The sequence below is a fragment of the Treponema bryantii genome (assembly GCF_900111035.1).
Lineage (GTDB): Bacteria > Spirochaetota > Spirochaetia > Treponematales > Treponemataceae > Treponema_D > Treponema_D bryantii_C.
The window spans coordinates 1-26,996 of the sequence record NZ_FOFU01000012.1 but is presented as its reverse complement, the minus strand read 5'-3'; the positions used below and the strand labels follow the sequence as shown (position 1 = coordinate 26,996).

The window sequence follows — 26,996 nt, the reverse complement described above, 5'->3', positions numbered from 1 at the left end:
AATATTTTAAACATTCTGAAAAAATTTCTAAGAAACTGGAGAAATAATTATGAAAAAAATAATCGCATTAATCACACTTGGAATGATATTTATAACTTCAATGCTTTTTGCAAAGGAAGTTACAATTTCAGTTGGCGCCGGCGAATGCTGGAAGCAGAAAAGTGAACCGCAGTTTTCAGTCTGGCTGGAAGATGAAAATGGAAATTTTATTCGGACTCTTTATGTAACTCAGCGAGCCAGCAAAAAGAACTGGAGAATGAGTCCAAAAGAAGGCCGCCCGGAATCACTACCGGTCTGGTATCATAAATCAAAAAACAAAGCCGCAAAAACAGAAAATGAACTTGACGCAGTTACAAGCGCAACCCCAAAAGGTGGAATCATTTTCAATGCTGATATTGGAGAAGCCGCTTGTCGTATCTGCGCAGAGTTCAACACCAGCTTCGACTACAACGAAAACTACACCAAGAAAAACAGCGGCGTAAACGGCCAGCCGTCAATTGTTTATATTGCCGACATCTCCTCCGATTTCTCAGAAGGTGAAATTCTCCTGCAACTTTCCGGCACCGGCGCAATAGATGGCAGTGATGGAAATATCCATCCTGTTCCAGTCGAACTCACCACAGCCCGTAAAATTGTAAAGGCTGTGGCTGTGAAGGCCAATTAATTACAACTTGTCAGCGATGTCGTAGATCAGGCGTTCAGTTTTTTCCCAACCAAGGCATGGATCAGTGATTGACTTGCCGTACACGCCTTCACCGATTTTCTGGCAGCCGTCTTCGATGTAGCTTTCAATCATGAAGCCTTTTACGAGTTTGTTTACACGGTCGCTATGGCGGCATGAATTGAGGACATCCATTATGATGCGAGGCTGCTCAAACGGATTCTTGTTAGAATTCGAGTGATTAGTATCAATGATAACGGCCGGATTTTTAAGTTCACGTTTATCGTAAGCATCACAAAGACGAACCAGATCCTCATAGTGATAGTTCTGCTGATTTACACCATGCTTATCTGTTGAACCGCGGAGAATTGCATGACAGTGCTCGTTACCTTCTGAGTGAACTTCCCAGCCACGGTAGATAAAGGTGTGAGGATGCTGGGCCGCGAGAATTGCGTTCATCATAACTGCGTAGTCGCCGCTGGTCGGATTTTTCATTCCTACAGGAACCTCGATACCGCTGGCTGTGAGACGGTGCTGCTGGTCTTCTACTGAGCGCGCCCCAACTGCAACGTAACCAAGAACATCATCAAGATACTGATAGTTTTCCGGGTAAAGCATTTCGTCTGCAAAGATAAAGCCAGTTTCTTCTACAGCACGCATGTGCATGTGACGGCAAGCAACAATTCCTTTGTAAAGATCCGGCTTCTGTTTTGGATCCGGCTGATGAAGCATTCCCTTATAGCCTTCGCCTGTGGTGCGCGGTTTGTTTGTGTAAATGCGTGGCACCATCATGATTTTATCTTTTACCTTTTCCTGAACAGGAACGAGACGATTCATATAATCAATTACAGCCTCTTCGTTGTCCGCAGAACAAGGGCCGAGAATCAAAAGCAGCTTGTCTGAGCGGCCCTCAAAAACAGCACGAAGTTCAGCACGCTGTTCCTCAACTATTTTTCCAACTTTTCCCGAGAGCGGATACTGTTCCTTTACCTCCGCTGGGATTGCTAATCTTTTTTCGAATTGCATATTCATTTCACTTACCTCCATAATCAGGTTTTAGGTTTCAGGTGCTAGGTTCCAGGAAGGAGGGGGAAGTCTCCCCCTGCGCGCCCACTTCGTTGGTCGCTACCCTCTCTCCTAGGGGCATAGCCCCTAAAACCCCTTTAAAACCTCCCTAAAACTTTTAATTTACTGCATCTGTATTCCATTTCAGAAATCATCTGCTTATAGGCTTCGGTGCCAAACTCTCCCTCTGCCTCAATGTAAAAATAATAGCTCCAGGCCAGTCCTTTGAGCGGACGGCTGTGAATTACACTCATGTTGTAACCGAACTCACCAAGCTTGTTCAAAACCTTTACCAGAGCGCCCGCTTCGTTCTTTACTGCAAACATCAAGATGAAAGTATTATTATCTGAACCAGTTTCTACACGTTCACCTTCATTTTTTGAAAGAATTGCAAAGCGGGTTGAGTTGTCCTGATGACCATTTATGCCAGGCTCAAGAATTTCCAGTCCATACAAGGCTGCAGTGTCCGCGCTCGCAATTGCAACGACGCTAGGGTCACCGAGTTCCGCTACCATCTTCGCTGCCCGCGCCGTATTCACCGCCGGCTCCGTCACATACCCGTGCGCCGCAATAAAATCCCCGCTCTGCTCCAGAGCCTGCGGGTGACTCACAACCTTCCGCACCCCCTCTAAGCGAGCGCCCCTGACCCCGAGCAGGTTCTGCATAACGTTCAGCGTATAAACGCCGTTCACAAACAGCGAGCCCTGAAACATAAGGTCTGTAACCTGGCCAACCTCACCGGCATAGGAATTCTCTATCGGAAGAACGGCGTAATTGCACTCTCCCTTCTCCACTGCTTCATAAGCCGAGCGGAAATCTCCATAAGACTGCAGCTCCTGCTCGGGGAAAATCCTCCGTGCCGCAATGTGAGCGAACGCGCCTTCGATTCCGCTATATGCAATTTTCATAAAACCTCCGCAAAAAAAAAGCGGCTCTACCCGAAAAGATAGAACCGCTTTTTGTATCAGCTGTATTTTCTACATTCTATGCTTTTCGTACGACGCATCTCTTGCCAAAAAAGTAAAAGGCAAAAAATGAGAAGAAAGCAAATGTAAAAAAAGAAATTCCAAAAATCATTGTTGAAATACTAGCGAAACATAAAAACTTCGTCAATATGTTATTATTCATAGAAACATAATTTTTTGTTATCCCCCCACGCCCGGCAATTTCTTAGACCACAAGCTCTTATTTTCACCCCGCACTTATGCATTTCACCACCCCATTCCTGCATCTTGCCCAAAACCATATTGTGCGCAAAACTAACCGCCCTTATTATGAGAACAGATACTGAAACAAGTTCAGCATGACGGTGTAAATCACACCTCAAGGAGCAACCATGATTTTAGAAGCAATCTTATTAGGCGCATCAACCGGCACCTACTGTTCAATGTACTGCGGTCCAGTTCTTATTCCGTTCTTATGTGGCACAGAAAACCCAGGCTATAAACGCAACGCCGGCCTCACAGGCGCTTTTCTCGCTGCACGCCTCGTAACCTATTTTATTCTAGGTACAGTTTTCGCTGGCCTAGGCTATCTCGTAAACGACTACATTGATCCGGTTTTCGCAAGAAAGCTTTCACTCTTTGCATACATCTTCAGCGGACTCATTCTCCTGTGTAATTCCCTCGGAGTAAGATTTCCATGGGGTTGTTCACACAACGGCTGCAGAGTTCAAAAACTCCGTCATATCGGTAACGACTGGGTAACCGCCGTAATTGCAGGCCTTGCCGTTGGACTCCATATCTGTCCTCCGCTCTGGACAGCAATGACTCGTTCAATTTTTGGTGGCCACGGACTTCCTGGACTTTTCTACTTTGTATTTTTCTACATTGGAACCCTGCCGTTTTTTATTCCGCTGCTTGGCATTCCGTTTATCACAAAGAGAGTCGGTATCATCAGAAAGATTTCCAGAATCGCACAATTTTTTATAAGCATCTATTTTATATATTTTCTTGGCCTTCAGCCTCTGATTTTTGGTTAATCAAAAGGAGCTATTATGATTTCAAGTATTATTTTAAGCAGCTTAATGTTTTTTATAATTTTCTTCTTTGTTATTCTGATGAATAATTTTGCACTGGCAGCAATTATTTATGCCGCTTTTCTTTTCTTCCTTTACGCAAGGATGACCTTTTCTGAACGCAAAAGAGCCGGAAGCGGAGTAATCTACCGCCGTATTTTCCAGACTGTTTTCGCAGTTGGTTTTTGTATTGCTTTCATCACTGACTTACTTGCTGAACGCGGAAGCATGGCAATCACAAATCAGGCAATGAGTAACTCAGAACTGCCATTCTGTCACATTGCAATTCCACAGGTACTCGTTCCTCTTATGATTACAAAATCAATTATCTTCCCTGCAAGAATCTCAGGACACTACGCAGCCGTTGCAAGTATGTTCTTAATCTGGTTCATCTGCACAATTACTATCGGCCGCGGCTGGTGCAGCTGGGTATGCTTTTACGGTGGCTGGGAAGATGGTTTTTCACACATCGGAAAAAAGCGCAGAATAAATCTGCTTCCTAAAAATAAAGAAATCAGAGAAATCAGTTTTGGCTTTTTCATGTTTATAATTCTTTCTTCTTTATGCGAACTTGCCTGCACTTATTGTGAATGGTTCTGCCCTTTCAAACTTGTAACTGAATACAGTCCTGTTAATTCCATTCCAAGCCTGATTGCAACCATTATGTTTGTCGGACTTTTTATCGGCCTGGTTGTTGTTCTTCCAATTCTCACAAAGAAAAGAACTCAGTGCAGTGCTCTCTGTCCGTTTGGAGCATTTGCATCTCTTACCGACCGCTTCAGTATTTTCCAAATTAAGATTGATACAGACAAATGCTCGGGCTGTATGAAGTGTGCAACCGCATGCCCGTTCTGTGCCATCGATATCAAAACAATTCAGGATAAAAAAGGTCACCCGGAAATCACCTGTGCAAAATGCGGAGAATGTATTAAGGCCTGTCCTAACAAAGCAATCTCTTATGATTTCCGCTTCAATCTTAAAAAAGGTGGCTGTAACTGCGGCTCAAAATCATCAGCTCCAAAGACAAATTTCGGACGTGTTATTCAGGAACTTCTTCATCCGGCACAGCTCTTCCGTTTTGCAGCCTTTACTTTTTCTGTAATCATGTCTTCAGGATTTATGATTAAAACACTCAATATTATCTTCAGTCCGCTCGCAGCTTTAATTTCAGGAGGTGCAAAATGAATAAAACTGTAAAAGAGATTTTTGCTGCCATCAGCCATAAATATCATGTACTGACAGCTGTATTTACCTGCTTTTTTGGAATTGCATTATTCTTTATTTTTTCTTCGACTATGACGAGTTTTGTCGGCTCCTTCCTGCATGTACATCCCTCATATACTGGTGGAGAAATTGCAGGAGATTTTGTTACCCCTGTAGAAAATTATGACCTTGTCAGATATACAGTTTATCAGCCTGTAACAAATGCAAAATGGCAGCAGAACGCAGAATACTGGCAGCTGCTGCTTGAGTTTAAAAACCGCGATGCCGGCAATCAGAAACTTATGATTTACATAAAGTTCACTGAGCCGGAATCTGTTACAGATTATGATATTGCACTTCAAATCTCTGACGGAGAAGGAAAAGTTTATGACAATAACGGCACTTACCTCTGCAGCTCTGAATATTATTTATTAAACAATGGTTCTACAATTAAGCTTCGTATTCCTCTTCAGGATAAAAAAATACAGACAGTCCTTGGAGCTAAAAAAACTTATCACTATATAGAAGCCGATAAGAGCGCGACATCATCACCTCTGGAAGTAAACATGGAAGTCAGAAAAAACTCCAGGAAAGAAAAGGCAGAAAATGCTGCATATGTAAAACATGTTAAAGAATTATATGCACAAAGCAGAACCGCAGAAACTTTCACAACACAAGCTTCAGACGCACCTTCTTCTGATGATATTGATGCCTGTCTTTCTTATTACAGCCATAAACTGGAAGCAAATCCGGAAGATTATCTAAGCATGGTTTATTACGGAATGTATTATGCAATAAAGGGCGGACAGTCAAATATCATGTCTGCCGTTTCCCTTGTGAATAAAGGTTTTGAATATATGGATAAAGCTGCAGAACTTTCTTACAACAAGCCAGACGAAATTGAAGCTCTTCTGACAAGAGCCTCTGTAAGTGCTTCTGTACCGGAACAGGTTTTTGCAAAATCAGAAAGCGGTGCTGAAAACTTTATCCGCATTGTTTCCCTTACTGATGACATAAACTTAAAAGCCTACTGTTATGTAATGGCTTATGAGTGTTATCAGAAGTGCGGAAAAGATTCAAATGCATTTCTTTCATTGCAAGAAGCAAAAAAAGTGTTACAATAGATTCATAATGAAAGTTACTATTCTTGAAAAACAAGCCGGCGAAGAAGACGAGCTTATCGTAAAATGCGATTACCTTGATGAAAGCCTCACAAAACTGATAAATCAGTTTAAGGGCAGCAAAGGAAAAATGAATTTTTATAAAGATTCTAAAATCGTTTTCGTTGAACCGGAGGACGTTCTCTATTTTGAATCTGTGGATGACTCGGTTTTTGCCTACACAACGGATTGTGTTTATGAAACAAAGTCAAAACTGTATCAGCTGGAAGCCGAATTACCGGCCAGTATTTTCTTCCGCGCCAATAAGGCAGTAATCGTGAATCTGGATAAAATCGACAGTCTTGCCCCTATTTTCGGTGGACGCTTTGAAGCCATTTTACAGAACGGCTATAAGGTTGTGATTTCACGAAATTACCTGAATACATTAAAGGAGTTATTAGGTTTATGAAAAACTCAGATGAAATAAAAGAAATGATTTCTATAATGATAAATATTGCAACTCGAGTAATCACAATGATTTTTGTAACCATAGCAGTATTCTATCTGGTTATAGGTGATGCCGATTTAATTAAGTTTTCTTTAGAAGACATTTGTGGAATTCTGGTGATGGGTCTGGCTTCGGGTCTTGCATTCGGTCTTTTTTACATTAAGAAAAATACAACTACAAAACAGTCTATAATCATTCATATAATTTACTTTTCAATTTTGAATGTTGTACTGCTTTTGATTGGCTTACATCTTGGATGGTTCAGAAAAGAATTATCGTCTCTTATTTCAATGGAGATTATGTTTGTTGCAGTCTATGCTGTTGTAACACTTCTTGTTTATCTTTTTGACTTCAATGAAGCCAAAAAGATAAATCAAAAACTTAACGACCGAAAGAAGCTTTAATTCTTTCGATTGCTTCGATAGTTCGCTCGCGGCTGCCAAAACCTGTAAGGCGGAGGTAGCCCTCACCTTTCTGTCCAAAGCCGCTTCCCGGTGTTCCTACTACCTGACACTTTTCAAGCAGTTCATCAAAGAAACTCCAGCTTGTATAACCTTCTGGAATCTGAAGCCAGACATATGGAGAATTCTTTCCACCAAAAGCCTTAAAGCCTGCAGCAGTTACACCTTCAAAAATAAGGCGTGCATTTTCACGATAGAAACTCAGATTTTCCTGAATCTGTTTCTGTCCTTCTTCAGAATAAATTGCAGCAGCACCACACTGAGTAATATAAGAAACTCCGTTGAACTTTGTTGACTGGCGGCGCATCCAAAGAGCATTTAATTCAGTTCCATCAAAAACAAGTTCATGAGGAACAACAGTATAACCGCAGCGTAAGCCGGTAAAGCCTGCTGTCTTTGAGAATGAACGCAATTCAATTGCGCAAGTCTTTGCTCCCTCAATTTCATAAATTGATTTTGGAACATCTGGTTCAGTTACAAAAGCTTCATAAGCAGAATCAAAAAGAATTACACTGTGATGAGCATTTGCATAATCAACCCATTTTTTGAGATAGCTCTTTGGTGCAACTGCTCCGGTTGGATTGTTAGGGAAGCAGAGGTAGATGATGTCTGCAACAGGTGCATCATCTGAAGGAATCTCTGGTAAGAAACCAGTCTCTGCAGAACAAGGCATTATGATGATATTGTTCTTTCGTCCATTCATAATGTTTGTATCGATATAAACAGGATAAACAGGATCACAGATTGCAACTGTATTGTCTGTTGCAAAAATGTCACCAATGTTTCCGCAGTCAGACTTAGCACCATCTGAAAGGAAAATCTCATCCAGTTTCATATCAATTCCACGCTTTGTATAATCCCATTCAAGAATCTTTTCACGCACAAAATCATAGCCCTGCTCAGGCGGATATCCGCGGAAAGTTTTTGCATCTGCCATTTCATCAACAGCTTTATGCATGGCATCAATAACAACCGGACAGATTGGCTTTGTAACATCACCAATTGAAAGTTTAATTACATCTGCTGATGGATGCGATGCAATAAACTCGCGGGTCTTTTTATTAACAGTTGAGAAAAGATAGCTCGCTTCGAGGTCTAAAAAATTCTTATTTATTTTCATTTTGTTCTCCTATAAATCAACGTTTCCTGTAAATACATTTTCTGCAGGGCCGGTCATAAATACGCTGTCTCCCTCGTTGCCGCTCCATTGAATCTCAAGATCTCCACCAAGCAGATGTACTGTGATTTTCTCGCCCGCATCAACAAGGCCGTTCAGAATTGCAGCAACTGCAGTTGCACAGGTTCCAGTACCACAGGCAAGAGTCTCGCCGGTTCCTCGCTCCCATACACGCATCCAGATTGTGCGGCGGTCTTCTACATAAGCAAACTCAGTATTTGTCCGCTCCGGAAAAAACCTGTCATTTTCAAAAAGCGGACCGATTTCGCAAACCGGGAATTCAGAAGGCTTTTTATCAATGAACACAACTGCATGTGGATTTCCCATTGAGACGCAGGTTGTTATGTATTCAACACCAGCAATTGTCAGAGGATGTTGAATTACCCGGCCACCCTTCAACGCAACAGGAATCTTTTCCGCTTCCAGAATAGGACTTCCCATATCGACTGAAAGTTTTGTTACCTTATCGCCTGGTTCGCCTTCTTCCACTTTCAGGATTTTTACTGCGCCCATAGACTCAGCAGTAAACTCGCGGCCCTTAGCGTAGCCTGCATCATATACATATTTCCCAACGCAGCGGATTCCGTTACCGCACATCTGGCTTCGGCTTCCGTCGGCGTTGTACATCACCATTTCAAAATCAGCTTTTGTACCTTTTTTGATGATGATGATTCCATCTCCGCCGATTCCAAAATGACGGTCTGACAACTTTATGGCTGCCTGCTTTTCGCCTTCAGCACCACCCGGAAAATCTTCCTTTGTGCAATCAAAATAAATATAGTCGTTTCCACAACCATGCATTTTTGTAAACTTCATGATTACCTCACAAAAACAAAAAGAGGTCGTAGACAAATTTCCCCCGGGAAACTTATCTACGACCTCTTTGCCGTTATTTTGTTTTAACTTTTCAATAGAAAAAAGTCAATAGTAGTACTATTAAATACTACTAAAACTCTTGACCATACCTTTCATACGCTGTATAACATTAAAGAACAAAGGCGTTCATTCGATTTGCAGACTTATTGTCTTTAAATGGAATGAACGTCTTTTTTTTGGAGAAAATCATGAAGGCGTGGTTAATATTAGCAGACGGAACAATCTTCGAAGGTACCTCAATCGGGGCAACCGGTAAAACAATCGGTGAAACAGTTTTTACAACCGGCATGACCGGATATCTGGAAACTCTCACCGACCCAAGCTACTTCGGTCAGATTGTTACCCAGACTTTCCCGCTCATCGGAAACTACGGCGATATTCCGATGGACTACGAAAGTAAAAAATGCTGGGTACGCGGCTACATTGTTCGCGAACTCTGTGACCTGCCTTCAAACTTCCGCTGCGGCGGTACACTAAGCGACTTTCTGAAAAATCAGAACATTGTCGGAATTTGTAGAATTGATACCCGCGCCCTTACAAAACGCCTCCGTGAATCCGGAGTTATGAACGGTATGATTATCAGCGGTGTAGAAAGCTGTCCTGCCGTAACTGAAGCTCTCTTAAAAGAAATCAAAGCATATAGAATTGAACAGGCTGTTGAAAGTGTTCAGCAGAATTCTGTCGGGGGCGTTACGGGGGTGTCCCCCGTTGAAAGGGTAGCGACCAACGAAGTGGGCGCGCAGGGAGAGTCTTCTCCCTCAAAATCTATTGTACTTTGGGACTTTGGAGCAAAAGCAAATATTCAGAGAGAACTTGAAAAACGCGGCTGCCACGTAACTGTTGTTCCATGCACTGCCACTGCAAACGAGATTCTCGCTCTTAATCCAGATGGACTTATGCTCAGTAACGGACCTGGAGACCCGGCGGACAATGTTCAGATTATTGAAGAACTGAAGAAGATTTGCGATGCCGGCACTCTTCCAATTTTCGGAATCTGTCTTGGTCACCAGATGCTCGCTCTTGCACGCGGCTGTAAAACCAGCAAACTCAAATATGGTCACCGTGGCGGAAACCATCCATGCAAAGATACGGAAACTGGCCGTGTTTATATCACAAGTCAGAATCATGGTTATGCGGTTGAAAACACTTCAATTCCTGCATACGCAAAAATGAGTTTCTTTAATGTAAATGATGGTACTGTAGAAGGAATTACATATACTGATATTCCGGCTTTCAGCGTTCAGTTTCACCCGGAAGCATGCGGCGGTCCGCACGACACAAACTTTCTGTTTGACCGATTCATAGAATTGATGAACCGGTCAAAGCAGTAATTAAATAATGTGATTATTCGAAATCATACGAAGCTTCTGTCTTAAACTGTCCGACATCAGAGCCAAGCTGATTTACGTTCTGGTTTAAGGCCTCAACACAGTTATCAAGCTGCTTACCGCTATTAACAACACTTCTTGCGTTTCCTGTCATTGAAACAATGCTGTCTCCAACTGCATCAACAGAACTGTGAAGGCCGTTCATTTCATCAAGAACGTGCATACTCTTATCGGCCATATTCTGAGAAGCCTTACGAACATCGTCTGTGTTCTTGTCCATTTCAGAAAGCATTTCAATTACGTTATGAGATTCTTCATTCTGCTTTTCGAGGGACTGTCTTATAGACTGAACAAGTCCGTCTGTTTCAAGAATGCGTTCAGAAACTTCATTAAAGGAAGCACTTGATTCCTGAGAGGCTGTAACGATTTCATCAACACTGGCCTTAATGTTCTTAAGCTGATCACCAATTGTCTTAGACTGTGCTGAAGAGGTTTCTGAAAGTTTTCGGATTTCATCTGCAACGACAGCAAATCCTTTTCCGGCTTCACCAGCATGTGCCGCCTCAATAGCTGCGTTCATGGCAAGAAGGTTTGTCTGGCTTGCGATATTTGCGATTGCCTGGTTTGCTGCCTGAAGCATTTTTGACTGCTCTTCAATCTGGGCAATTCGTTCATTTACTTTCTTCTGCTTAGAAACTCCCTCTTTTGCCTGTGTATCTAGCGCATTAAATGAAACGGCCATGTTTTCCATAGAATCACTAACCTGTTCAATGCTGTTTACAAGATGGCTTACTGCTGCAGAAGATTTACTGATTCTTTCTGTCTGTGAATCAATCATCTTTGTTACTGTAGAAATACTGTCCACACTTTCCTGTACAACAAGTGCTGTTTCATTATAACCAACTGACTGCTTTACAATCTGTTCACGCAGTCCTTCAAGATTTTCGCGGATATTTGTCATTGCATCTGAAACTGCTGTAACACTGTCACGTACATTATCAGAAACTACATCTAGATTGGCACTGCTGCATTTAATATTACCTATCATACTCTGAAGCTTGTTTGCAAATACATTAAAACTGTCTACTACAGTTTTGATTTCTGTTGTTGAACTTTTGATATTTACACGGCGGGTCAAATCTGCATCACCGGCAGAAATATCATGAAGGGCTTTAGCTGTAGAACGGATTGGACGAACAATACCGCGAAGAATCAAAATCAGGAAAATAAAGATTACTGCAAGCAGAACTACAAAAGAGAGTATGATAATCTGTACTGATTTATTAACGAATGAGTCTACTGCTGCTGTAGAACGACCGTAAATAAAATACCAGTGAGTTCCTTCAATCTGTGTTGATTTATAGTAATAAGGAACACCATCCTTTGTTGTACGGATTATTTCATTACTTCCGGAAAGGAACTTATCTGCTATATCTTTATACGCTCCTTTTTCAATTGTTCTGATATTATCCTCTGCTGTATATTTTTCGTGGGTCGCAAAATATCCGGTATCTGTAAGGATGAACATTCGTTCATCTTCATACTGTTTTTTTTCATTCAATGATTTCTGGATTTTTGATAACGGAAAGTCTACGGAAACAACTCCAAGAGATTTTCTGCTTTCATCAAAAACTTCTTTTGAAATACTTACTACGGAAGTATTAGTTTCAGAATCTGTATAAACATCTGAAAAAACAAAATTGTCTGGATCTGCAAGAGCGCCTAAATACCATGGACGTGTATGCGGATCCCAGCCTGCATCCGGCTCCCACAAAGAACCATCATAATAATGTTCGTTTATAACGCCATAAAAACCTGTGGAATCCACATACGACTTAGTGAAGTTTATAAAGATCTTCAGGTTATCCTCTTCATTTTCATAAGCACCGCTTGCAAATGTATCGGTAAGTGCTTCCAGCAGATTTCGGGGTTTTTGCATTGCACCCATTACATATTCAGAAGCTGCATCACTTGCTGAAATAAGATCATCCTGTGTCTGCTGGCTTGCATAGAACTTCAATCTGTTGGCAGATATGAACATCATTAAAAGAAACAATACCACTGTCGGTATCGAAATCATAAATAGAGAACGTTTTAGAAGTGTCATGATTTTTCTCTCTCTCCTAGTTTTATAAATACGCTTTGTACTTATACATAGTAATTTTACTTCTCAAAACGATTTTTTTCAACTTCAAAAAATACAATAGTAAAAAATCAACCTACTTAACATAAACATTTATTTACGCTATATTATTTTAAGTCAATGGCGACACTATCCTAAAGGGGTGGTGTCGCCTTTTTTTTGGGGTTAATGATGTCACTCAATAAAAACATACACAAAGTAATGATTATCGGTTCGGGTCCTATCGTAATTGGACAGGCAGCCGAATTTGACTACGCCGGAAACCAGGCCTGTAAAGCCCTTAAGCAGCTGGGCCTTGAAGTTTGTCTTGTCAATTCGAATCCGGCAACTCTTATGACAGATCATTCAATGGCAGACGAGATTTATCTTGAGCCGCTTACACTTGAAACCCTTCAGAGAATTATTGAAAAAGAAAAGCCTGATTCCCTGCTTTCAACTCTTGGTGGTCAGACTGGTCTTACTCTTAGTATGGAGCTTGCAAAATCCGGCTTTTTGAAATCTCATAATGTACAGCTGTTAGGTGCCCGCCCTGAAACTATCGACAAGGCTGAAGACCGACAGATGTTCAAAGACACAATGGAAGCTATCGGCGAACCTTGTATCCCTTCAAAAGTTGTAACAACATACGAAGATGCAGTTGATTTCGTTCATAACGAAATTGGCTTCCCGGCAATTATCCGTCCAGCCTTTACCCTTGGTGGTACTGGTGGTGGAATCGTAAACAACGACCGCGAGCTTGATGAAATTGCCCACAACGGCCTTCACCGCTCACCTATCCATCAGATTCTTGTTGAAAAATGTATTTCGGGCTGGAAGGAAGTTGAGTTTGAAGTTATGCGCGACAGCACAGGAAACGTAATTACTGTCTGCTCAATGGAAAACTTTGACCCGGTCGGTGTTCATACTGGAGACTCAATTGTAATTGCACCAACCGTAACTCTTGCAGATAAAGAATATCAGATGCTGCGTTCAGCTGCCCTGAACATCATCAGCGCACTCGAAATTGAGGGTGGCTGTAACTGCCAGTTCGCTTTGAATCCGGATAGTTTTGAATATGCTGTAATTGAAGTAAACCCTCGAGTTTCACGCTCATCGGCACTGGCATCTAAAGCAACAGGATATCCTATTGCTAAGGTAGCAGCTCTTATCGCTGTTGGATTTACACTTGATGAGATTCCTAACTTCGTAACAAAGAAAACTAAGGCTTGCTTTGAACCTGTTCTCGATTACGTAGTTGTAAAAATGCCGAAGTTCCCGTTCGACAAATTCGTATACGCTGCCCGCAAGCTTGGAACTCAGATGAAAGCAACTGGAGAAGTTATGGCCATCGGTCAGAACTTTGAAGAAGCAATTCTGAAAGCCTGCCGCGGACTTGAAGTTGGCGTAAAAGACCTGAACCTTCCAGCATTTGTAAAAGAAGGTGATGAAAAAATTCGTGAGCGTGTTGGACAGTGCACAGACCAGCGCATTTTTGCCATTTACCAGGCACTTAAGCGCAAACTTCTCACTGTAGAACAGATTCACGACATTACAAAAGTTGATGAATGGTTCTTGTGGAAACTGGAGAAAATTGCTGCTGCCGATACTTCCGACGCCCTCATCTTCCCACCACGCAGTTTCAAAATGGTTGATACCTGCGCCGGCGAGTTCAATGCAGAGACTCCGTATTTTTATTCAACAACAAATGGAGACAATGAGGCTGAACAGTATCTTCAGGAACTCCATGAAAATAAAAAAGATTCAAAAGGAACTATTGTAGTTCTCGGTTCAGGTCCAATCCGAATTGGTCAGGGAATCGAATTCGACTACGCTTCTGTTCAGTGCGTACAGTCGCTGAAAAAACTAGGCTATGAAGTTGCAATCGTAAACAACAACCCGGAAACAGTTTCTACTGACTTTGATACTGCAGACCGTCTTTACTTTGAACCACTGACACCGGCAGATGTAATGAACGTTCTCGCTGTTGAAAAACCGCTCGGTGTTGTAGTTGCATTCGGTGGTGGAACTGCCATTAAACTTGCAAAATATCTGGACAGTCAGGGAGTAAAAATTCTCGGAACCAGTGCCGATGCAATTGACCTTGCTGAAGACCGTGAACGTTTTGAAGAACTCTGTGACCGTCTGCAAATCAAACGACCTCGTGGTCTCACAGTTTTCACAGAAGTTGAAGCTCTGGAAGCTGCAGAAAAAATCACCTACCCTGTTCTTATGCGTCCAAGCTACGTACTTGGCGGACAGAACATGATTATCGCCCGAAACAGTGCCGACGTAAAGGAATACATGAAAATCATTTTGAGAGCTGGAATTGAAAATCCAGTCCTCATAGATAAATACATGGAAGGACAGGAACTTGAAGTTGACTGTATTTGTGATGGTGAAGATGTATTGATTCCTGGAATCATGGAACATATTGAACGAACCGGTATTCATTCCGGAGATTCAATTGCTGTTTATCCTGGAATATTCACATCAGACATCGAAGAAAAAATTGTTCGCCAGTCATCAGACCTTGCGCTGGCTCTCGGTACAAAAGGGCTCGTTAATATTCAGTATCTGATTTATGACGATGGCAGTAGAAACGACCTTTACATCATCGAGGCAAACCCTCGTTCAAGCCGTACAGTTCCGTACCTCAGTAAAGTAAGCGGAGTTCCAATGATTGAACTTGCAACCCGTGCAATGCTCGGAGAAAAAGTCCGCGACCTCGGCTATGGCACAGGCCTTTACCGTAAGCCAGATTACTTTGCAGTAAAGGCTCCTGTTTTCAGTTTTGAAAAACTGATGGACGTAGACACTCATCTTGGCCCGGAAATGAAATCAACTGGTGAAGTTCTTGGAATCGCAACCACTCGCGAAGAAGCAATTTTTAAGGGACTCGCTGCAGCCGGCTGGAAGATGATAAGACCAAACTCTACAGTAGCTAAGCCTGTTGAAAGCAGCGGAATTCTTTTCTCCGTTCGTGCTTCAGACCTTCCTGAACTCCCTGCCCTTGCCCGCAAGTTCTACGATCTCGGCTTCACTCTTTACGCAACAACCGGAAACGCAGACACAATTGAACGCAGCGGAATGACAGTAACTCACGTAGCAAAAGTTCATGAAAATTACAATGACAACGTAATGACTCTTCTCGAGAGCGGCAAAATTGCATACGTTGTTTCAACTTCCGCAAAGGGACGCGATCCGGTAGCAGAAAGCGTAAAGCTTCGCCGTCTCGCCGTAGAACGCGACATCGACTGTCTCACCGCAATCGATACAGCTAATGCCCTGGCCGATAGCCTTGCATCACCATTCAGCCTCACAAACGCCAGTCTAGTCGACATCAATCACATGTAATATAGGAAAGTTATTTTAGAGAGGAAAGATATGAGTAAATTTATTTTTGTAACAGGTGGAGTTGTATCAGGATTAGGAAAGGGAATTACAGCAGCAAGTTTAGGACGCCTTTTGAAGTGCCGCGGGCTTAAGGTAACAAGCCAGAAGCTCGACCCATATATGAACGTTGACCCGGGTACAATGAGTCCATTCCAGCACGGAGAAGTTTTCGTAACAGATGATGGTGCAGAAACAGACCTTGACCTTGGACACTACGAACGCTTCATCGATGAAAATCTTACAAAATATTCAAACATGACAAGTGGACGTGTTTACTGGAACGTTTTGAACAAGGAACGCCAGGGTGAATACCTTGGACAGACAGTTCAGATTATTCCTCACGTAACAAATGAAATCAAAGACTTTGTTATGAAAAACGCCGAGGTTAGCAATGCCGACGTAAGTATTGTTGAGGTCGGCGGTACAATCGGTGATATCGAAAGCCAGCCGTTCCTCGAAGCAATACGTCAGCTTGCGCTTGAAGTTGGACGCCGTAACTGTCTTTTTATTCACGTTTGTCTCGTTCCTTATATCAGCGGTTCAGATGAATATAAGTCTAAGCCAACACAGCACTCTGTAAAAGAGCTCATGGCCGTTGGTATTCATCCAGATATTATTGTTGCCCGCTGTGACAAGGAAATTCCAACAGACATCCGCAAAAAGATTTCCCTCTTCTGTAATGTTGGAGAAGACTGTGTAATCAACAACACAACCTGCCGCAGCCTTTATGAAGTTCCTCTGATGCTCCACGCTCAGAATATGGATGATGTTGTATGCCGCGACCTTGGACTCGAAACAGGCGCAGACTATCCTATGCTTGCAGACTGGTCACGAATGGTAGAAACAATTCATGCACGTCAGGGTGAGATTCAGATTGCACTGGTTGGAAAATATGTAAAACTTCACGACTCATATCTGAGTATTGTTGAATCACTCAACCATGCAAGCTTTGTTGTTGGTAAGAATGTAAAAATCAATTGGGTTGATTCAGACAGCGTAACTGATGAAACTGCACCGGAAGTATTTAAAGACTGCGCTGGAATCATTCTTCCGGGCGGATTCGGTCACCGTGGTGTAGAAGGAATGGTCTGCTCTTGCCGTTATGCACGTACCCACAAGTTGCCATATTTTGGAATCTGTCTTGGAATGCAGATAGCAGTAATTGAGTTTGCCCGCAGCATACTCGGTTATTCAGATGCAAACAGCCGCGAGTTTGATGAGCTTTGTGAACATCCAGTAATCGATCTGATGAAAAATCAGGAAGGTGTAATCAAAGGCGGTACAATGCGTCTTGGTTCATACCCTTGCGAAGTTACTCCAGGAACAATTCTTGAAAAAGCTTATGGAAGTACACATATTGATGAACGCCATCGCCACCGCTATGAGTTCAACAACGATTACCGCACACAGATGCAGGAAGCTGGTCTCACAATCAGTGGAACAAGCCCTGACGGAACTTTAGTAGAAGCCGTTGAAGTTGCCGACCAGTTCCATGTTGGTGTTCAGTTCCATCCGGAATTCAAGAGCCGTCCAAACAATGCAGGACCTCTCTTTGTAGAATTCCTTAAGGCTTGCGATAAATAAGAAATAACGCGTTAAAATATAAAAGGCCGGCTGGAATCAGATCCAACCGGCCTTTTTCATTTACACTATATAATTACTTAGCAAGATATTCATTAATACCAGCAGCAGCCTTACGTCCTTCACCCATAGCAAGGATAACTGTAGCGGCACCAAGAACGATGTCTCCACCAGCCCATACCTTTGCGTGGTGTGTAGCCTGTTTTTCATCTACGAGGATGTGTCCGCGCTTGTCAGCATCGAGACCTGGAGTTGTGCTTACGAGAAGTGGGTTAGAACCGTTTCCGAGAGCAACAATCATAGCGTCACATGGAACATCATGCTCTGAACCAGGAATAGCTACTGGAGAGCGGCGTCCTGATTCATCTGGTTCACCGAGTTCGTAACTGAGACAGCGTACGCCAACAACCTTTCCTTCTTCATTTCCAAGTACTTCTACAGGGTTTTCGAGGAAGCGGAAGTTTACGCCTTCTTCTTCTGCGTGACCAATCTCTTCGAGACGAGCCGGCATTTCGTTTCTTGTACGGCGGTAAACAACATCAACAGTTTCTGCTCCAAGGCGGAATGCCATGCGGGCAGCATCCATTGCAACGTTTCCGGCACCACAAACTACAACGTGCTTTGCTTCGTAAATTGGAGTTGCAGCGTGATCCTTATCGTAACCCTTCATAAGGTTTGCACGGGTAAGATATTCGTTTGCAGAGAAAACACCAATGAGGTTTTCTCCAGGAATGTTGAGGAACTTTGGAAGACCTGCACCAGTTCCTACGAAAGCAGCATCAAAGCCTTTTTCTTCAAGAAGCTGATCAAGTGTATCTGTACGGCCAACAAGGAAGTTTGTTTCAAACTTTACGCCGATTTTCTTAAGATTTTCAATTTCGTCCTGAACGATTTTCTTTGGAAGACGGAACTCAGGAATACCGTACATCATAACGCCACCACACTTGTGGAAAGCTTCGAATACAGTAACTTCATGACCAGCACGTGCACAGTCTGCAGCAACTGTAAGACCTGCAGGACCTGAACCGATAACTGCAACCTTCTTTCCTGTTGCTGGAGCAACCTCAGGCATTGTTACCTGATTGTTCTCGCGTTCCCAGTCTGCAACAAAGCGCTCGAGACGACCGATAGAAACAGCCTTTTCTGCACTCTTGTAAACCTTACCAACAGTACATTTTCCCTGACACTGTTTTTCCTGAGGACAAACACGACCACAGATAGCAGGAAGGAGTGATGTCTTTTTAATAATATCAACAGCAGCCTTGAACTGGCCGTTTGCAATCTCTTTTACAAAGCCTGGAATATCGATGTTTACAGGACAGCCTTCCATACAGAATGGCTTTGCACACTGAAGACAGCGGTTAGCTTCAACGATAGCCTGTTCAGCACTGAAACCAAGAGCAACTTCGTCCATCTGGCGAGCGCGAACTTTTGGATCGCGGGCTGGCATTTCCATCTGTGGAATTGCGTTACGGTCTTTAGCTGTAAGCTTTCCGTTAGTTTTAATCAAATCCTGGATTTTATTTAATTCTTCTGTTACGTTAATTGCCATTTTTTTGCTCCTACTTTGCAAGCTTATCAGCTTCTGCCTGCATCTTGCACTTGTGGAAATCTTCAGTTTCACGTGGCTTGAAAGACTTCATACGCATCATCATGTTGTCCCAGTCTACAATGTGTGCATCGAACTCTGGACCATCAACACAAACGAACTTTGTTTCACCGCCAACACTTACACGGCAGCCACCACACATACCAGTTCCATCAATCATGATTGTGTTCAAAGAAACTGTTGTCTTTACACCGTACTCCTTAGTTGTAAGAGCACAGAACTTCATCATAATTGGAGGACCGATTGCGATAACCTCTGCTGGTGGGCACTGGCTTTCACACATTTCCTTTACAGGTACTGTTGAAACACCCTGACGTCCAGCCGATCCATCGTCTGTCATGATGATTACTTCGTCAGCAAGAGCCTTCATTTCATCAACATAAATCAAAAGGTCTTTATTACGTGCACAGATAACCATGATTACCTTATTACCGATAGCCTTGTGAGCCTGAACGATTGGGTAACATGGGGCAACACCGAAACCACCACCAACAACAAGTACAGGGCGGTCATATTTTTCAATTTTAGAAGGATTTCCAAGAGGACCAAGAACTGCAGGAAGTTCCTCGCCAGCCTCTTTCAAAGAGAGTTTATAAGTTGATGCACCTACAGCCTGGAAAACGAGAGCAATCCAGCCCTCTTCAGCATTTGCATCAGCAATAGTAAGCGGAATACGCTCACCAAAATCCAAATCAACCTGAACGATTACAAACTGTCCTGCCTTGCGGTTACGTGCAATTTCAGGAGCAGTAACCTTCATATAAAATACACCGGCAGAAAGCTGTTTTTTTTCAATAATTTTAAACATCTTCAGTCCTCTTAAAAAATAAATGGTAGATTATTGTACAATATGGGGAAAATCAAGTCAATTGAGGACAAAAAAAACGCGGTGGATCACTTACCACCGCGTTCTTCGCTATTCAAGCAGACTTTATTAGAAGCCCACAGAAACGTATGCGTAACCGCCTAAACCGGCTACTTCCATACTCTTTATGAAGTTTGAAGACTGTGTTGAAATACCAAAATCAAACTGAACAAGACGTAGATTTATTGTTGTACCAAGTTGATGAATAAAAGTCTGGTCCCTATATTCTGTCGAAACCTTGAGCTTAAAGGCATTAATAAGATTAAACTCGATGCCAAGATAATACTCAGGATAGAATAATGCATCGCTACAGAAAGGTCTTCTAATTCCAAAACCAACACCTGCACGGGCATTAAAGAGTGTTCCGAGAAGAGCTTTATCAGCATAAATATTAACCTTTAATGGGCGGTGAATAGTTAATGTCGCATTTTCATTTGTTACAGTTCTTTCACGCTCAGTTTTCTCTGGATTTTCATAATCAGAAACCTTTACACTATAATCCATTCCCCACTGAATATTAGATTTATAACCTAATGTACCAGGAACGATTGGAATACGGCTAGTCAAACCTACTGTAAATGATTTTGTAATATCCCATGATAAACCAAGTCCAAAATCAAAACCGAATCCTTTAGACAATGCTGAAATTAACTTATCTGTATCAAAAGAAAAACCATTATCAGTTACAGATAATTCAGTAATGGAATAAACATCCATGTTCATGTCCATAGAAATATCAAGACTTCCATCAATTCCATTTACAACAGTAGCTTTTGCACCACCACCACGCATAGACATAATTGGAAGGAATACTGCAGGCTGAACCTCTACCTTAAGTTTTCCGAACTTTATACAAATATCAAGTTGCGAGAAGGCAAAGACATCTGCATCATTATCAAGGTTGAAGTTCAAAACATCACCAACTGAATTTCCATTACCGAGGAAATCAAAAAGGTCCTTGCCTACAGACATGCTTTCAAACAGCTCAACTCCTGCTGAAAGTCCAACATGAACATTTACAATATTAAAATTCATTTCCCAGGTTGGTTTAGCACCTGCACGGATATTAAAACCATTATCAGGGCAATCAGCAGCAAGCTGAGGTAAATCAATTATCAAATCTTTTTTCAAAAGTTCATTAACGGTAAAAAGATTATTTGATACCCCAAGTTCAGTACCAGCTTTTATTTCAAAGAATCGCTGAGAAAAGAAGTTTCGTGAAAAGGCAGCAGTAGATATTACTGAAACTGCAAAAATACAAGCAAATAATTTCTTCATATACTACCCCCTACTTTATCTGAACAATTCCATCTGTTTTGAGACCGACTTCGACATATACATTTACAGATTTATCACGAGTCATTGATATTGACGCCCCTTCTTTCATTCGTAATTTAATCTTTGGACTAATACTATCTGAAGAAGCCTGTAGTTGTTTGACAGTTTCGGAACCAAAAGGTATTATACCAGACTTATCTAATTTATAATAATTGTCAATTGTTCCGGTACCAAAAAGATCTATACCTATCTGAACATCCTTAAAAGTTATAGGCAATTGATTTACTGTATATTTGATTTCCAAAGAATCTACAGCATCAATATATTTTGAAAAAATAGAATCATCTGATGAATCAGAACTTCCTGAACTTGATGAATTAGATGTATTAGAAGAATCTCCTGTTATCGAAGAAAGATCTATTTCAACAAATTCTTCAATTCCATCATCATCATCCTTTACCTGGAACTTAACAGGTAACTCTAAAAGTGCAAAAATACCGATAGAACCTGACTCTGAGTTTTCCAAAGCAGCTTTAGTAATTTTAATTCCACTGCTTCCAGTTCCACTCAAAGAAATATTATAATCTACACAAAGCTGAGAATCTTTAAATGTATTGTCATCAATATCATTTGGTTTTTTAAGTACATCTTGAAGTGAAAGCATGAGACTTGAGCCTACTGTTGCTTCAGATATAACTACTTCATCTCCATTTTCATTCTTTTCTGTAACAATATTTGGTTCTGCTACAAACTCAACATCTACTTCGTTTCCGTTTTCATCATAAGCTTTACCATTAGTAAGAATTGGCTTTTCAAAAGCACCTAACTGAGTTGGAGTTGAACCATCTGATGGGTTTGTTCCATAGAACATTCTTACTGATGAAGAACCAAAATCCAGATTTTCAAATACAGAATCGCCATCAACTGTTACATCAGGTCTGGTAAGATAGAGATACAGTTTACAATCTGGAAGTTCAATATTTTCTGCGAATTCTTTTCCAAGTGAATCTTCCAAAGAAGCATACAATGAAGATGGATTAAAGCCTGTTCCCATTGTATCTGACATTGAAGGAAGAGTATCAAGATTGATAGTTACTGATTCCCAGTCAATTACAGGCTCAAGATTAATTGCAAAGGTATATGTTGTTCCAGGCTTAACCTTTTTAACAGTAATTTTATCCTGTTCTCCACCAGGAAGTATAACATCAACCTTAAAATCAAATGCATTGAATTCATCTGAAGCAGATGGAGATGATTCAAGTTTCACTGTTCTTGTATAATCCTCAACGTCATCATCACCACTAAGAATATTTATTGGAGAATCTGTTTTTCCGCCTTCAATATTTATGTTCTTTCCTAATGTTGCATCAGACACAGCATGAATATCGAAGAAGTTAGAGAATACAGAGAGAGAAATAACATTTTCTGAAGGTAAGGTATTTGTATATGTACCTTTTACACCACATTTATGAAGCTCTAATTCCTTCACAATTTTTAACACATCCTCTGGTATTTCTTGAGTTTCATTGAATGAAAGGCTCTGATTTGAAAGTTTCACTGTTACACTTTCAATTTCTCTTATTTTTGTTCCGATTCCAATAGAAGGTTTCTTTTCAAAATCAATAGTTGCATCTGCAATAACAATATTGAAATCTACATTTGCGTGAATATCGTCTGTAGTTATTGATTTATTATCCAATGGAAGAGTGGCAGGACTAGTAGCTACAGTCTGAACTCCACTTCCAAGATTAATTCCACCAGTTAATTCAATCTCATAAGAAGGATTTACATTTTTCCATTCTTTAGGAATTGAAAAATTCAGAGTTAAATCTCCGTCACCAATGGTACATCCATCAACATTATCAAGACCACTCAGTCCATCAATATTCTGAGTGAAACTGTATGAAATTGGCTGAGTTAATGTAAGGCCTTCTACAGAATTAATCTGATATGGATGTACTGATTTATTTGAAGTATCGATTGTAGCAATGAATGCTTTTGAATTTGAAGTTTCAGAGAATTCTATGCTGATATCTGATGTCTTAAAAATAAATGAACTCAAATTTATTTCTGCAACACCATTATAGAAAGTTCCACTGACAGTTTTTCCATTACTTCTTAAATAAACTGTACCATTATATGAAGTATCGATAGTTGTAATAATATCATTCACAGATGTTGATGATGAAGATATATCAACATTATATGCTGCAATCTTCATTGTACCTTGCTTAAAAGACAACTTATCTGCAAAATTATAAATCTGACTGAAAGTAGACGTACCATAATTCAGCATGATACCGGCAAGTCTGAATTCATTACAAATCTGTTCATTAACCTCATCAAGATCTATATCCAGATTATAACTGAAGTCTACTGTAGGAACTTCAAATTCCTTTTCGAAAGAAATGTTACTGATAGAATCTGCGAGAGCTCCTTTATCAAAATAATCACTGATATCTATAGGAATATTCTGTAAAGGCATATACATCAGGAATTTTTGAGTGTCACCTGATTTCCTAGGCCAGTAATCGTAAATCTTTCCATTATTTGGAAGTTCAACCGTACCGATTAAATTACTTACCCCAAGTTTATCACTTAAATCTTTTTCAACATTACCAAGTGAAAACTCATAATCTGCATTTGTCTTAACAGAAATTGTTTCCGGAAGCTTCCATGAGCAGCTTCCTAATGCAAATACCAAGCCTATAGAAATGATAGCAAAAGCTATTTTTTTCATAAGACACCTCCTGTATCCGCTCTCGCGGCAAACTCTCTCTAAAATATATAATCTAATATATAATCTGGATTTATGTACGGACTTTTTATATTCTTAAATTTATCTTATTAATTTTTGTCTATTTGTAGACCTAGGTATTATAACACGCGAGGTCTACAAAATAAACACTTTTCAAAAAATTATTTTTTATTGTTAAAGAAGGCTGCAAATGGGTTATAGCTCATACCATCATCGCTGCCAGAATTGTAGTTGTTATTACTGCGGCGGTTATCGTCACGACGTGGCTGTGAGCCGGCATTTCCTGATGCTCCACTCTTCTTTACTACAACAACACGGCGACCATTACCTGAAGCACCTGCTCCAGCAGATGGTTCACGGCGGGCAGTGCTCTTCTGACCAGTTCCGGCACGGCTTGCAGCATCACTCTTAAGAGAAAGGGCGATACGGCGGCGGTCGCGGTCGAGTTCAATAATAGTAAACTCGTGAACATCACCTACTTTAACAACATCCATTGGGTTTTCTACGAAGCTGTCGCTAAGCTCACTAAGGTGAACAAGACCAGTTTCATGCAAACCAATATCAACAAAGGCACCAAAGTCTACTACGTTCTTGATTTTACCGGTAACTTTCATACCTTCTTTAAGGTCTTCAAACTGCAAAACGCCTTTCTGCATGATTGGAGCTGGATAGCCGTCGCGAGGGTCGCGGTTTGGCTTCTGAAGCTCTTCTACGATGTCTTTTACAGTTGTTTCGCCGATATTGTATTTTTCTGCAAGCTTTTTAATCAGGTCAGCAGGAAACTTTTCTTTGTTCTGAATATATGGAAGAACTTCGCGTGCTGCATCGTAGTTTTCAGGGTGAACCCAGGTATTATCGAGCGGGTCAGAGCTTTCTGCAATCTTAAGGAAGCCGGCACACTGCTCAAATGCCTTAGGTCCAAGACCAGGAACGTTTTTAAGGTCTTCACGGCTCTTAATCTTTCCGTTCTGGTCGCGGTAAGCAACAATCTTCTTTGCAGTAGTTGAATTGATACCAGAAACGTACTTCAAAAGTGAGTAAGAAGCAGTATTGAGGTTTACACCAACATTATTTACAACCGAACCTACAACTTCATCAAGCTGTTCAGCAAGCTTTTTCTGATTTACATCATGCTGATAAAGACCAACACCAATAGCTTTAGGGTCGATTTTAACGAGTTCTGAAAGTGGGTCCTGGAGACGGCGGCCCATAGAAATGGCACCACGGATTGTAAGGTCGAGGTCCGGGAACTCTTCGCGGGCAATATCACTTGCCGAGTAAACTGAAGCACCAGATTCATCAACTACCGTATAAACTACATCATTATAGTTATCACTGATAACCTTGCTAACGATAGCCTGAACTTCCTGACTTCCAGTTCCGTTACCTACAGCAACAACCTGAATGTCATACTTATCGATAGCGTCATTGATCATTTTGTAAGAACCGTCCGGGTCTGTAACCTGGAAGAACTTGAAATAACCAAGATATTTACCTGTTTCGTCGAGGGCAGCGCACTTTGTACCGGTACGGATACCAGGGTCAACACCAAGAACACGGCTTCCCTTAATTGGCTGTGTCATCAAAAGGTTTTTGAGGTTTTCGCTGAAAATACCGATTCCGTGAACATCAGCTTCGTCTGCTTCGTCACTGCGGATTTCGCGAACAACGGCAGGGCTCAACAAGCGTACAACACCGTCTTCAATAGCTTCTTTATGATATTTATTGCTGATTGTAGCCTTTCTCTGAAGAGCTGCAACTGCTGAATCAACATCAACATCAATTGTAACTTCAAGAGCACCTTCGCGTTCACCACGGTTGATAGCAAGAATGCGGTGTGGTTTTACTTCGTTCAAAGGCTCTGTGTAATCCCAGTACATTTTGTAAGTAGAAGTATTCTCGGCAACAGTAGCGTCCTGTCCTTCTGGAACAATACCCTTTGTTTTGATTGTTCCGGTTCTCATATAAAGATCGTGAATTGTTTCGCGGTTTGCAGTTTCCTGGCTTACACGCTCTGCAATAATATCTTTTGCACCAGCGAGGGCATCTGCGGCAGACTCAACATTCAAAGCAGAATCTTCATTATCAGTCTTTACGAACTTTTCTGCTTCTTTTTCAACTGCAGCGTCATCGTTGTCTGCAAGCATAAAGTCTGCCAATGGCTCGAGACCTTTTTCTGCAGCAACCATACCGCGGGTCTTCTTCTTTTTCTTGAACGGAGCCCAGAGGTCTTCCAAAGCTGTCATTGTTGTGGCAGACATAATTGCGTTATAAAGAGTTTCTGTGAGTTTTCCCTGAGCAAAAACGCCTTTTACAATTTCAAGGCGGCGATCTTCAAGGTTATGATATGATTTATAGAGGTGGTCACAGTCACGAACCTGAACCTCATCAAGATTGTCATGTTTTTCCTTGCGGTAGCGGCTGATGAACGGGATTGTACATCCTTCTTCAACCAGGCTTATAACTGCACTTACCTGCTGCACGCGGATATTCAGCTCTGCAGCGATTTTTTTCATAATTTCCACTTCGTTAACCGAAAGTGCGTCGATAGTTTCTTGTGTAAATTCCATAGTGGGAGTAATTGTAGTGAAAAGAAGATAGTCGGGCAAGCCAAAAAAAAGCCCCGAAACATTGATATGTACCCCCTTTTCTGGACAAACAGAAAGGGGGTATTTTTATGCATCAACATTACTCGTATGAGTACAAAAGACACTGCGTTGAAATGTACAAACAAGGGTTTTGGGAAGAAACTCCAGAACATTTCAAAGATCCGCAAGATTTCCATAAGATGATTCGAAGATGGAAAAAGATAGAAGATGCCAATGGACCAGAGGCATTAAAAATCAAAACAAAGAAAAAGAAATGGAGAGCTTCAGAACGCTATGAACTTGTAGCACAAGTTCTTGCTGGTAATTCAATAAAAGAAGTTTCATGTAATGCAGGAATAGATTCAGGACAGTTATGTCAGTGGGTTAAAAAATATAAAACTAAAGG

20 protein-coding genes are annotated in these 26,996 nt (G+C 41.3%); 10 read left to right on the top strand and 10 right to left on the bottom strand.

Going from position 1 to position 26,996, the window contains the following annotated elements:
* The first annotated feature begins 49 nt into the window (after nt 1–49).
* Complete coding sequence (locus BMY21_RS14350; protein WP_074645381.1) at nt 50–664, top strand: DUF2271 domain-containing protein; 615 nt, start codon at nt 50–52, stop codon at nt 662–664.
* On the opposite strand, the gene BMY21_RS14345 is transcribed toward BMY21_RS14350, so the two are convergent.
* Together BMY21_RS14345 and BMY21_RS14340 are read right to left on the bottom strand one after the other, a co-directional pair.
* Complete coding sequence (locus tag BMY21_RS14345) at nt 665–1,693, bottom strand: 3-deoxy-7-phosphoheptulonate synthase (protein WP_083379885.1); 1,029 nt, start codon at nt 1,691–1,693, stop codon at nt 665–667.
* Nucleotides 1,694–1,824: 131 nt separating this feature from the next.
* Nucleotides 1,825–2,634 (bottom strand): prephenate dehydratase, encoded by an 810-nt coding sequence (locus BMY21_RS14340; RefSeq protein WP_074645377.1) that lies wholly within the window; start codon nt 2,632–2,634, stop codon nt 1,825–1,827.
* Between the two features lie 428 nt (nt 2,635–3,062).
* Here BMY21_RS14340 and BMY21_RS14335 point away from each other — a divergent pair, with 428 nt between their 5' ends.
* The 5 genes from BMY21_RS14335 to BMY21_RS14315 are packed head-to-tail and all read left to right on the top strand — an operon-like array spanning nt 3,063 to nt 6,958.
* Entirely contained in the window at nt 3,063–3,707 is a 645-nt protein-coding gene (locus BMY21_RS14335) for a sulfite exporter TauE/SafE family protein (RefSeq protein WP_074645375.1), read from the top strand.
* A gap of 15 nt (nt 3,708–3,722) precedes the next feature.
* Nucleotides 3,723–4,928 carry a 4Fe-4S binding protein gene (locus BMY21_RS14330; protein WP_074645373.1) on the top strand — a complete coding sequence of 402 codons (1,206 nt, stop codon included), beginning with the start codon at nt 3,723–3,725 and terminating at the stop codon, nt 4,926–4,928.
* Nucleotides 4,925–6,070, top strand: coding sequence for a hypothetical protein (locus BMY21_RS14325; RefSeq protein WP_074645371.1), 1,146 nt, complete (start codon nt 4,925–4,927; stop codon nt 6,068–6,070). Before BMY21_RS14330 ends, BMY21_RS14325 begins: the two co-directional genes overlap by 4 nt.
* 7 nt (nt 6,071–6,077) lie before the next feature.
* Nucleotides 6,078–6,515, top strand: coding sequence for a LytTR family DNA-binding domain-containing protein (locus BMY21_RS14320; RefSeq protein ID WP_074645369.1), 438 nt, complete (start codon nt 6,078–6,080; stop codon nt 6,513–6,515).
* Entirely contained in the window at nt 6,512–6,958 is a 447-nt protein-coding gene (locus tag BMY21_RS14315; RefSeq protein WP_074645367.1) for a DUF3021 family protein, read from the top strand. The genes BMY21_RS14320 and BMY21_RS14315 overlap by 4 nt, the downstream gene beginning before the upstream one ends.
* Here BMY21_RS14315 and BMY21_RS14310 read toward each other — a convergent pair.
* Both BMY21_RS14310 and dapF read right to left on the bottom strand, forming a co-directional pair.
* Nucleotides 6,936–8,135 carry an LL-diaminopimelate aminotransferase gene (locus BMY21_RS14310; RefSeq protein WP_074645365.1) on the bottom strand — a complete coding sequence of 400 codons (1,200 nt, stop codon included), beginning with the start codon at nt 8,133–8,135 and terminating at the stop codon, nt 6,936–6,938. The two genes, BMY21_RS14315 and BMY21_RS14310, sit on opposite strands and share 23 nt — an antisense overlap.
* Before the next feature lie 9 nt (nt 8,136–8,144).
* Complete coding sequence (gene dapF / locus BMY21_RS14305; protein WP_074645363.1) at nt 8,145–9,008, bottom strand: diaminopimelate epimerase; 864 nt, start codon at nt 9,006–9,008, stop codon at nt 8,145–8,147.
* A gap of 248 nt (nt 9,009–9,256) precedes the next feature.
* On the opposite strand from dapF, the gene BMY21_RS14300 reads away from it, so the two are divergent.
* A complete protein-coding gene (locus BMY21_RS14300) occupies nt 9,257–10,399 on the top strand; it encodes a carbamoyl phosphate synthase small subunit (RefSeq protein ID WP_074645361.1) in 1,143 nt (380 codons plus the stop codon).
* Nucleotides 10,400–10,412: 13 nt separating this feature from the next.
* Here BMY21_RS14300 and BMY21_RS14295 read toward each other — a convergent pair whose 3' ends face one another.
* A complete protein-coding gene (locus BMY21_RS14295) occupies nt 10,413–12,503 on the bottom strand; it encodes a methyl-accepting chemotaxis protein (protein ID WP_074645359.1) in 2,091 nt (696 codons plus the stop codon).
* A 207-nt stretch (nt 12,504–12,710) separates the two neighbouring features.
* On the opposite strand from BMY21_RS14295, the gene carB reads away from it, so the two are divergent.
* Both carB and pyrG read left to right on the top strand, forming a co-directional pair.
* Entirely contained in the window at nt 12,711–15,872 is a 3,162-nt protein-coding gene (gene carB, locus BMY21_RS14290; protein ID WP_074645357.1) for a carbamoyl-phosphate synthase large subunit, read from the top strand.
* 30 nt (nt 15,873–15,902) lie between these two features.
* A complete protein-coding gene (pyrG, locus tag BMY21_RS14285) occupies nt 15,903–17,495 on the top strand; it encodes a CTP synthase (RefSeq protein ID WP_074645355.1) in 1,593 nt (530 codons plus the stop codon).
* A 73-nt stretch (nt 17,496–17,568) separates the two neighbouring features.
* Here the strand turns inward: pyrG and gltA are convergent, their stop codons facing one another.
* The 5 genes from gltA to BMY21_RS14260 all read right to left on the bottom strand — a co-directional run bounded on the left by gltA (nt 17,569) and on the right by BMY21_RS14260 (nt 26,572).
* Nucleotides 17,569–19,044, bottom strand: a complete 1,476-nt coding sequence (gene gltA / locus BMY21_RS14280) for an NADPH-dependent glutamate synthase (protein ID WP_074645353.1) — start codon at nt 19,042–19,044, stop codon at nt 17,569–17,571.
* A gap of 10 nt (nt 19,045–19,054) precedes the next feature.
* Complete coding sequence (locus BMY21_RS14275; protein ID WP_074645351.1) at nt 19,055–19,909, bottom strand: sulfide/dihydroorotate dehydrogenase-like FAD/NAD-binding protein; 855 nt, start codon at nt 19,907–19,909, stop codon at nt 19,055–19,057.
* 126 nt (nt 19,910–20,035) lie between these two features.
* Entirely contained in the window at nt 20,036–21,244 is a 1,209-nt protein-coding gene (locus tag BMY21_RS14270) for a hypothetical protein (protein WP_074645349.1), read from the bottom strand.
* Nucleotides 21,245–21,254: 10 nt separating this feature from the next.
* The gene (locus BMY21_RS14265) at nt 21,255–23,984 is read right to left on the bottom strand and encodes a hypothetical protein (protein WP_074645347.1); all 2,730 of its coding nucleotides are present in this window, start codon (nt 23,982–23,984) and stop codon (nt 21,255–21,257) included.
* A gap of 179 nt (nt 23,985–24,163) precedes the next feature.
* Complete coding sequence (locus BMY21_RS14260; protein ID WP_074645450.1) at nt 24,164–26,572, bottom strand: helix-hairpin-helix domain-containing protein; 2,409 nt, start codon at nt 26,570–26,572, stop codon at nt 24,164–24,166.
* 107 nt (nt 26,573–26,679) lie between these two features.
* Between BMY21_RS14260 and BMY21_RS14255 the strand changes: the two genes are divergently transcribed.
* On the top strand, nt 26,680–26,996 hold a 317-nt coding region (locus BMY21_RS14255; protein ID WP_143064248.1), incomplete at its 3' end, for a helix-turn-helix domain-containing protein.

Bases quoted from the DNA above. Each gene is read 5' to 3' on its own strand.
- BMY21_RS14300 (WP_074645361.1), top strand. From the start codon at position 9,257: ATGAAGGCGTGGTTAATATTAGCAGACGGAACAATCTTCGAAGGTACC.
- BMY21_RS14275 (WP_074645351.1), bottom strand. From the start codon at position 19,909: ATGTTTAAAATTATTGAAAAAAAACAGCTTTCTGCCGGTGTATTTTAT.
- BMY21_RS14345 (WP_083379885.1), bottom strand. From the start codon at position 1,693: ATGAATATGCAATTCGAAAAAAGATTAGCAATCCCAGCGGAGGTAAAG.
- BMY21_RS14330 (WP_074645373.1), top strand. From the start codon at position 3,723: ATGATTTCAAGTATTATTTTAAGCAGCTTAATGTTTTTTATAATTTTC.
- pyrG (WP_074645355.1), top strand. From the start codon at position 15,903: ATGAGTAAATTTATTTTTGTAACAGGTGGAGTTGTATCAGGATTAGGA.
- BMY21_RS14325 (WP_074645371.1), top strand. From the start codon at position 4,925: ATGAATAAAACTGTAAAAGAGATTTTTGCTGCCATCAGCCATAAATAT.
- BMY21_RS14260 (WP_074645450.1), bottom strand. From the start codon at position 26,572: ATGGAATTTACACAAGAAACTATCGACGCACTTTCGGTTAACGAAGTG.
- carB (WP_074645357.1), top strand. From the start codon at position 12,711: ATGTCACTCAATAAAAACATACACAAAGTAATGATTATCGGTTCGGGT.
- BMY21_RS14320 (WP_074645369.1), top strand. From the start codon at position 6,078: ATGAAAGTTACTATTCTTGAAAAACAAGCCGGCGAAGAAGACGAGCTT.
- BMY21_RS14340 (WP_074645377.1), bottom strand. From the start codon at position 2,634: ATGAAAATTGCATATAGCGGAATCGAAGGCGCGTTCGCTCACATTGCG.
- BMY21_RS14335 (WP_074645375.1), top strand. From the start codon at position 3,063: ATGATTTTAGAAGCAATCTTATTAGGCGCATCAACCGGCACCTACTGT.
- BMY21_RS14310 (WP_074645365.1), bottom strand. From the start codon at position 8,135: ATGAAAATAAATAAGAATTTTTTAGACCTCGAAGCGAGCTATCTTTTC.
- BMY21_RS14315 (WP_074645367.1), top strand. From the start codon at position 6,512: ATGAAAAACTCAGATGAAATAAAAGAAATGATTTCTATAATGATAAAT.
- BMY21_RS14265 (WP_074645347.1), bottom strand. From the start codon at position 23,984: ATGAAAAAAATAGCTTTTGCTATCATTTCTATAGGCTTGGTATTTGCA.
- dapF (WP_074645363.1), bottom strand. From the start codon at position 9,008: ATGAAGTTTACAAAAATGCATGGTTGTGGAAACGACTATATTTATTTT.
- BMY21_RS14270 (WP_074645349.1), bottom strand. From the start codon at position 21,244: ATGAAGAAATTATTTGCTTGTATTTTTGCAGTTTCAGTAATATCTACT.
- BMY21_RS14295 (WP_074645359.1), bottom strand. From the start codon at position 12,503: ATGACACTTCTAAAACGTTCTCTATTTATGATTTCGATACCGACAGTG.
- BMY21_RS14350 (WP_074645381.1), top strand. From the start codon at position 50: ATGAAAAAAATAATCGCATTAATCACACTTGGAATGATATTTATAACT.
- gltA (WP_074645353.1), bottom strand. From the start codon at position 19,044: ATGGCAATTAACGTAACAGAAGAATTAAATAAAATCCAGGATTTGATT.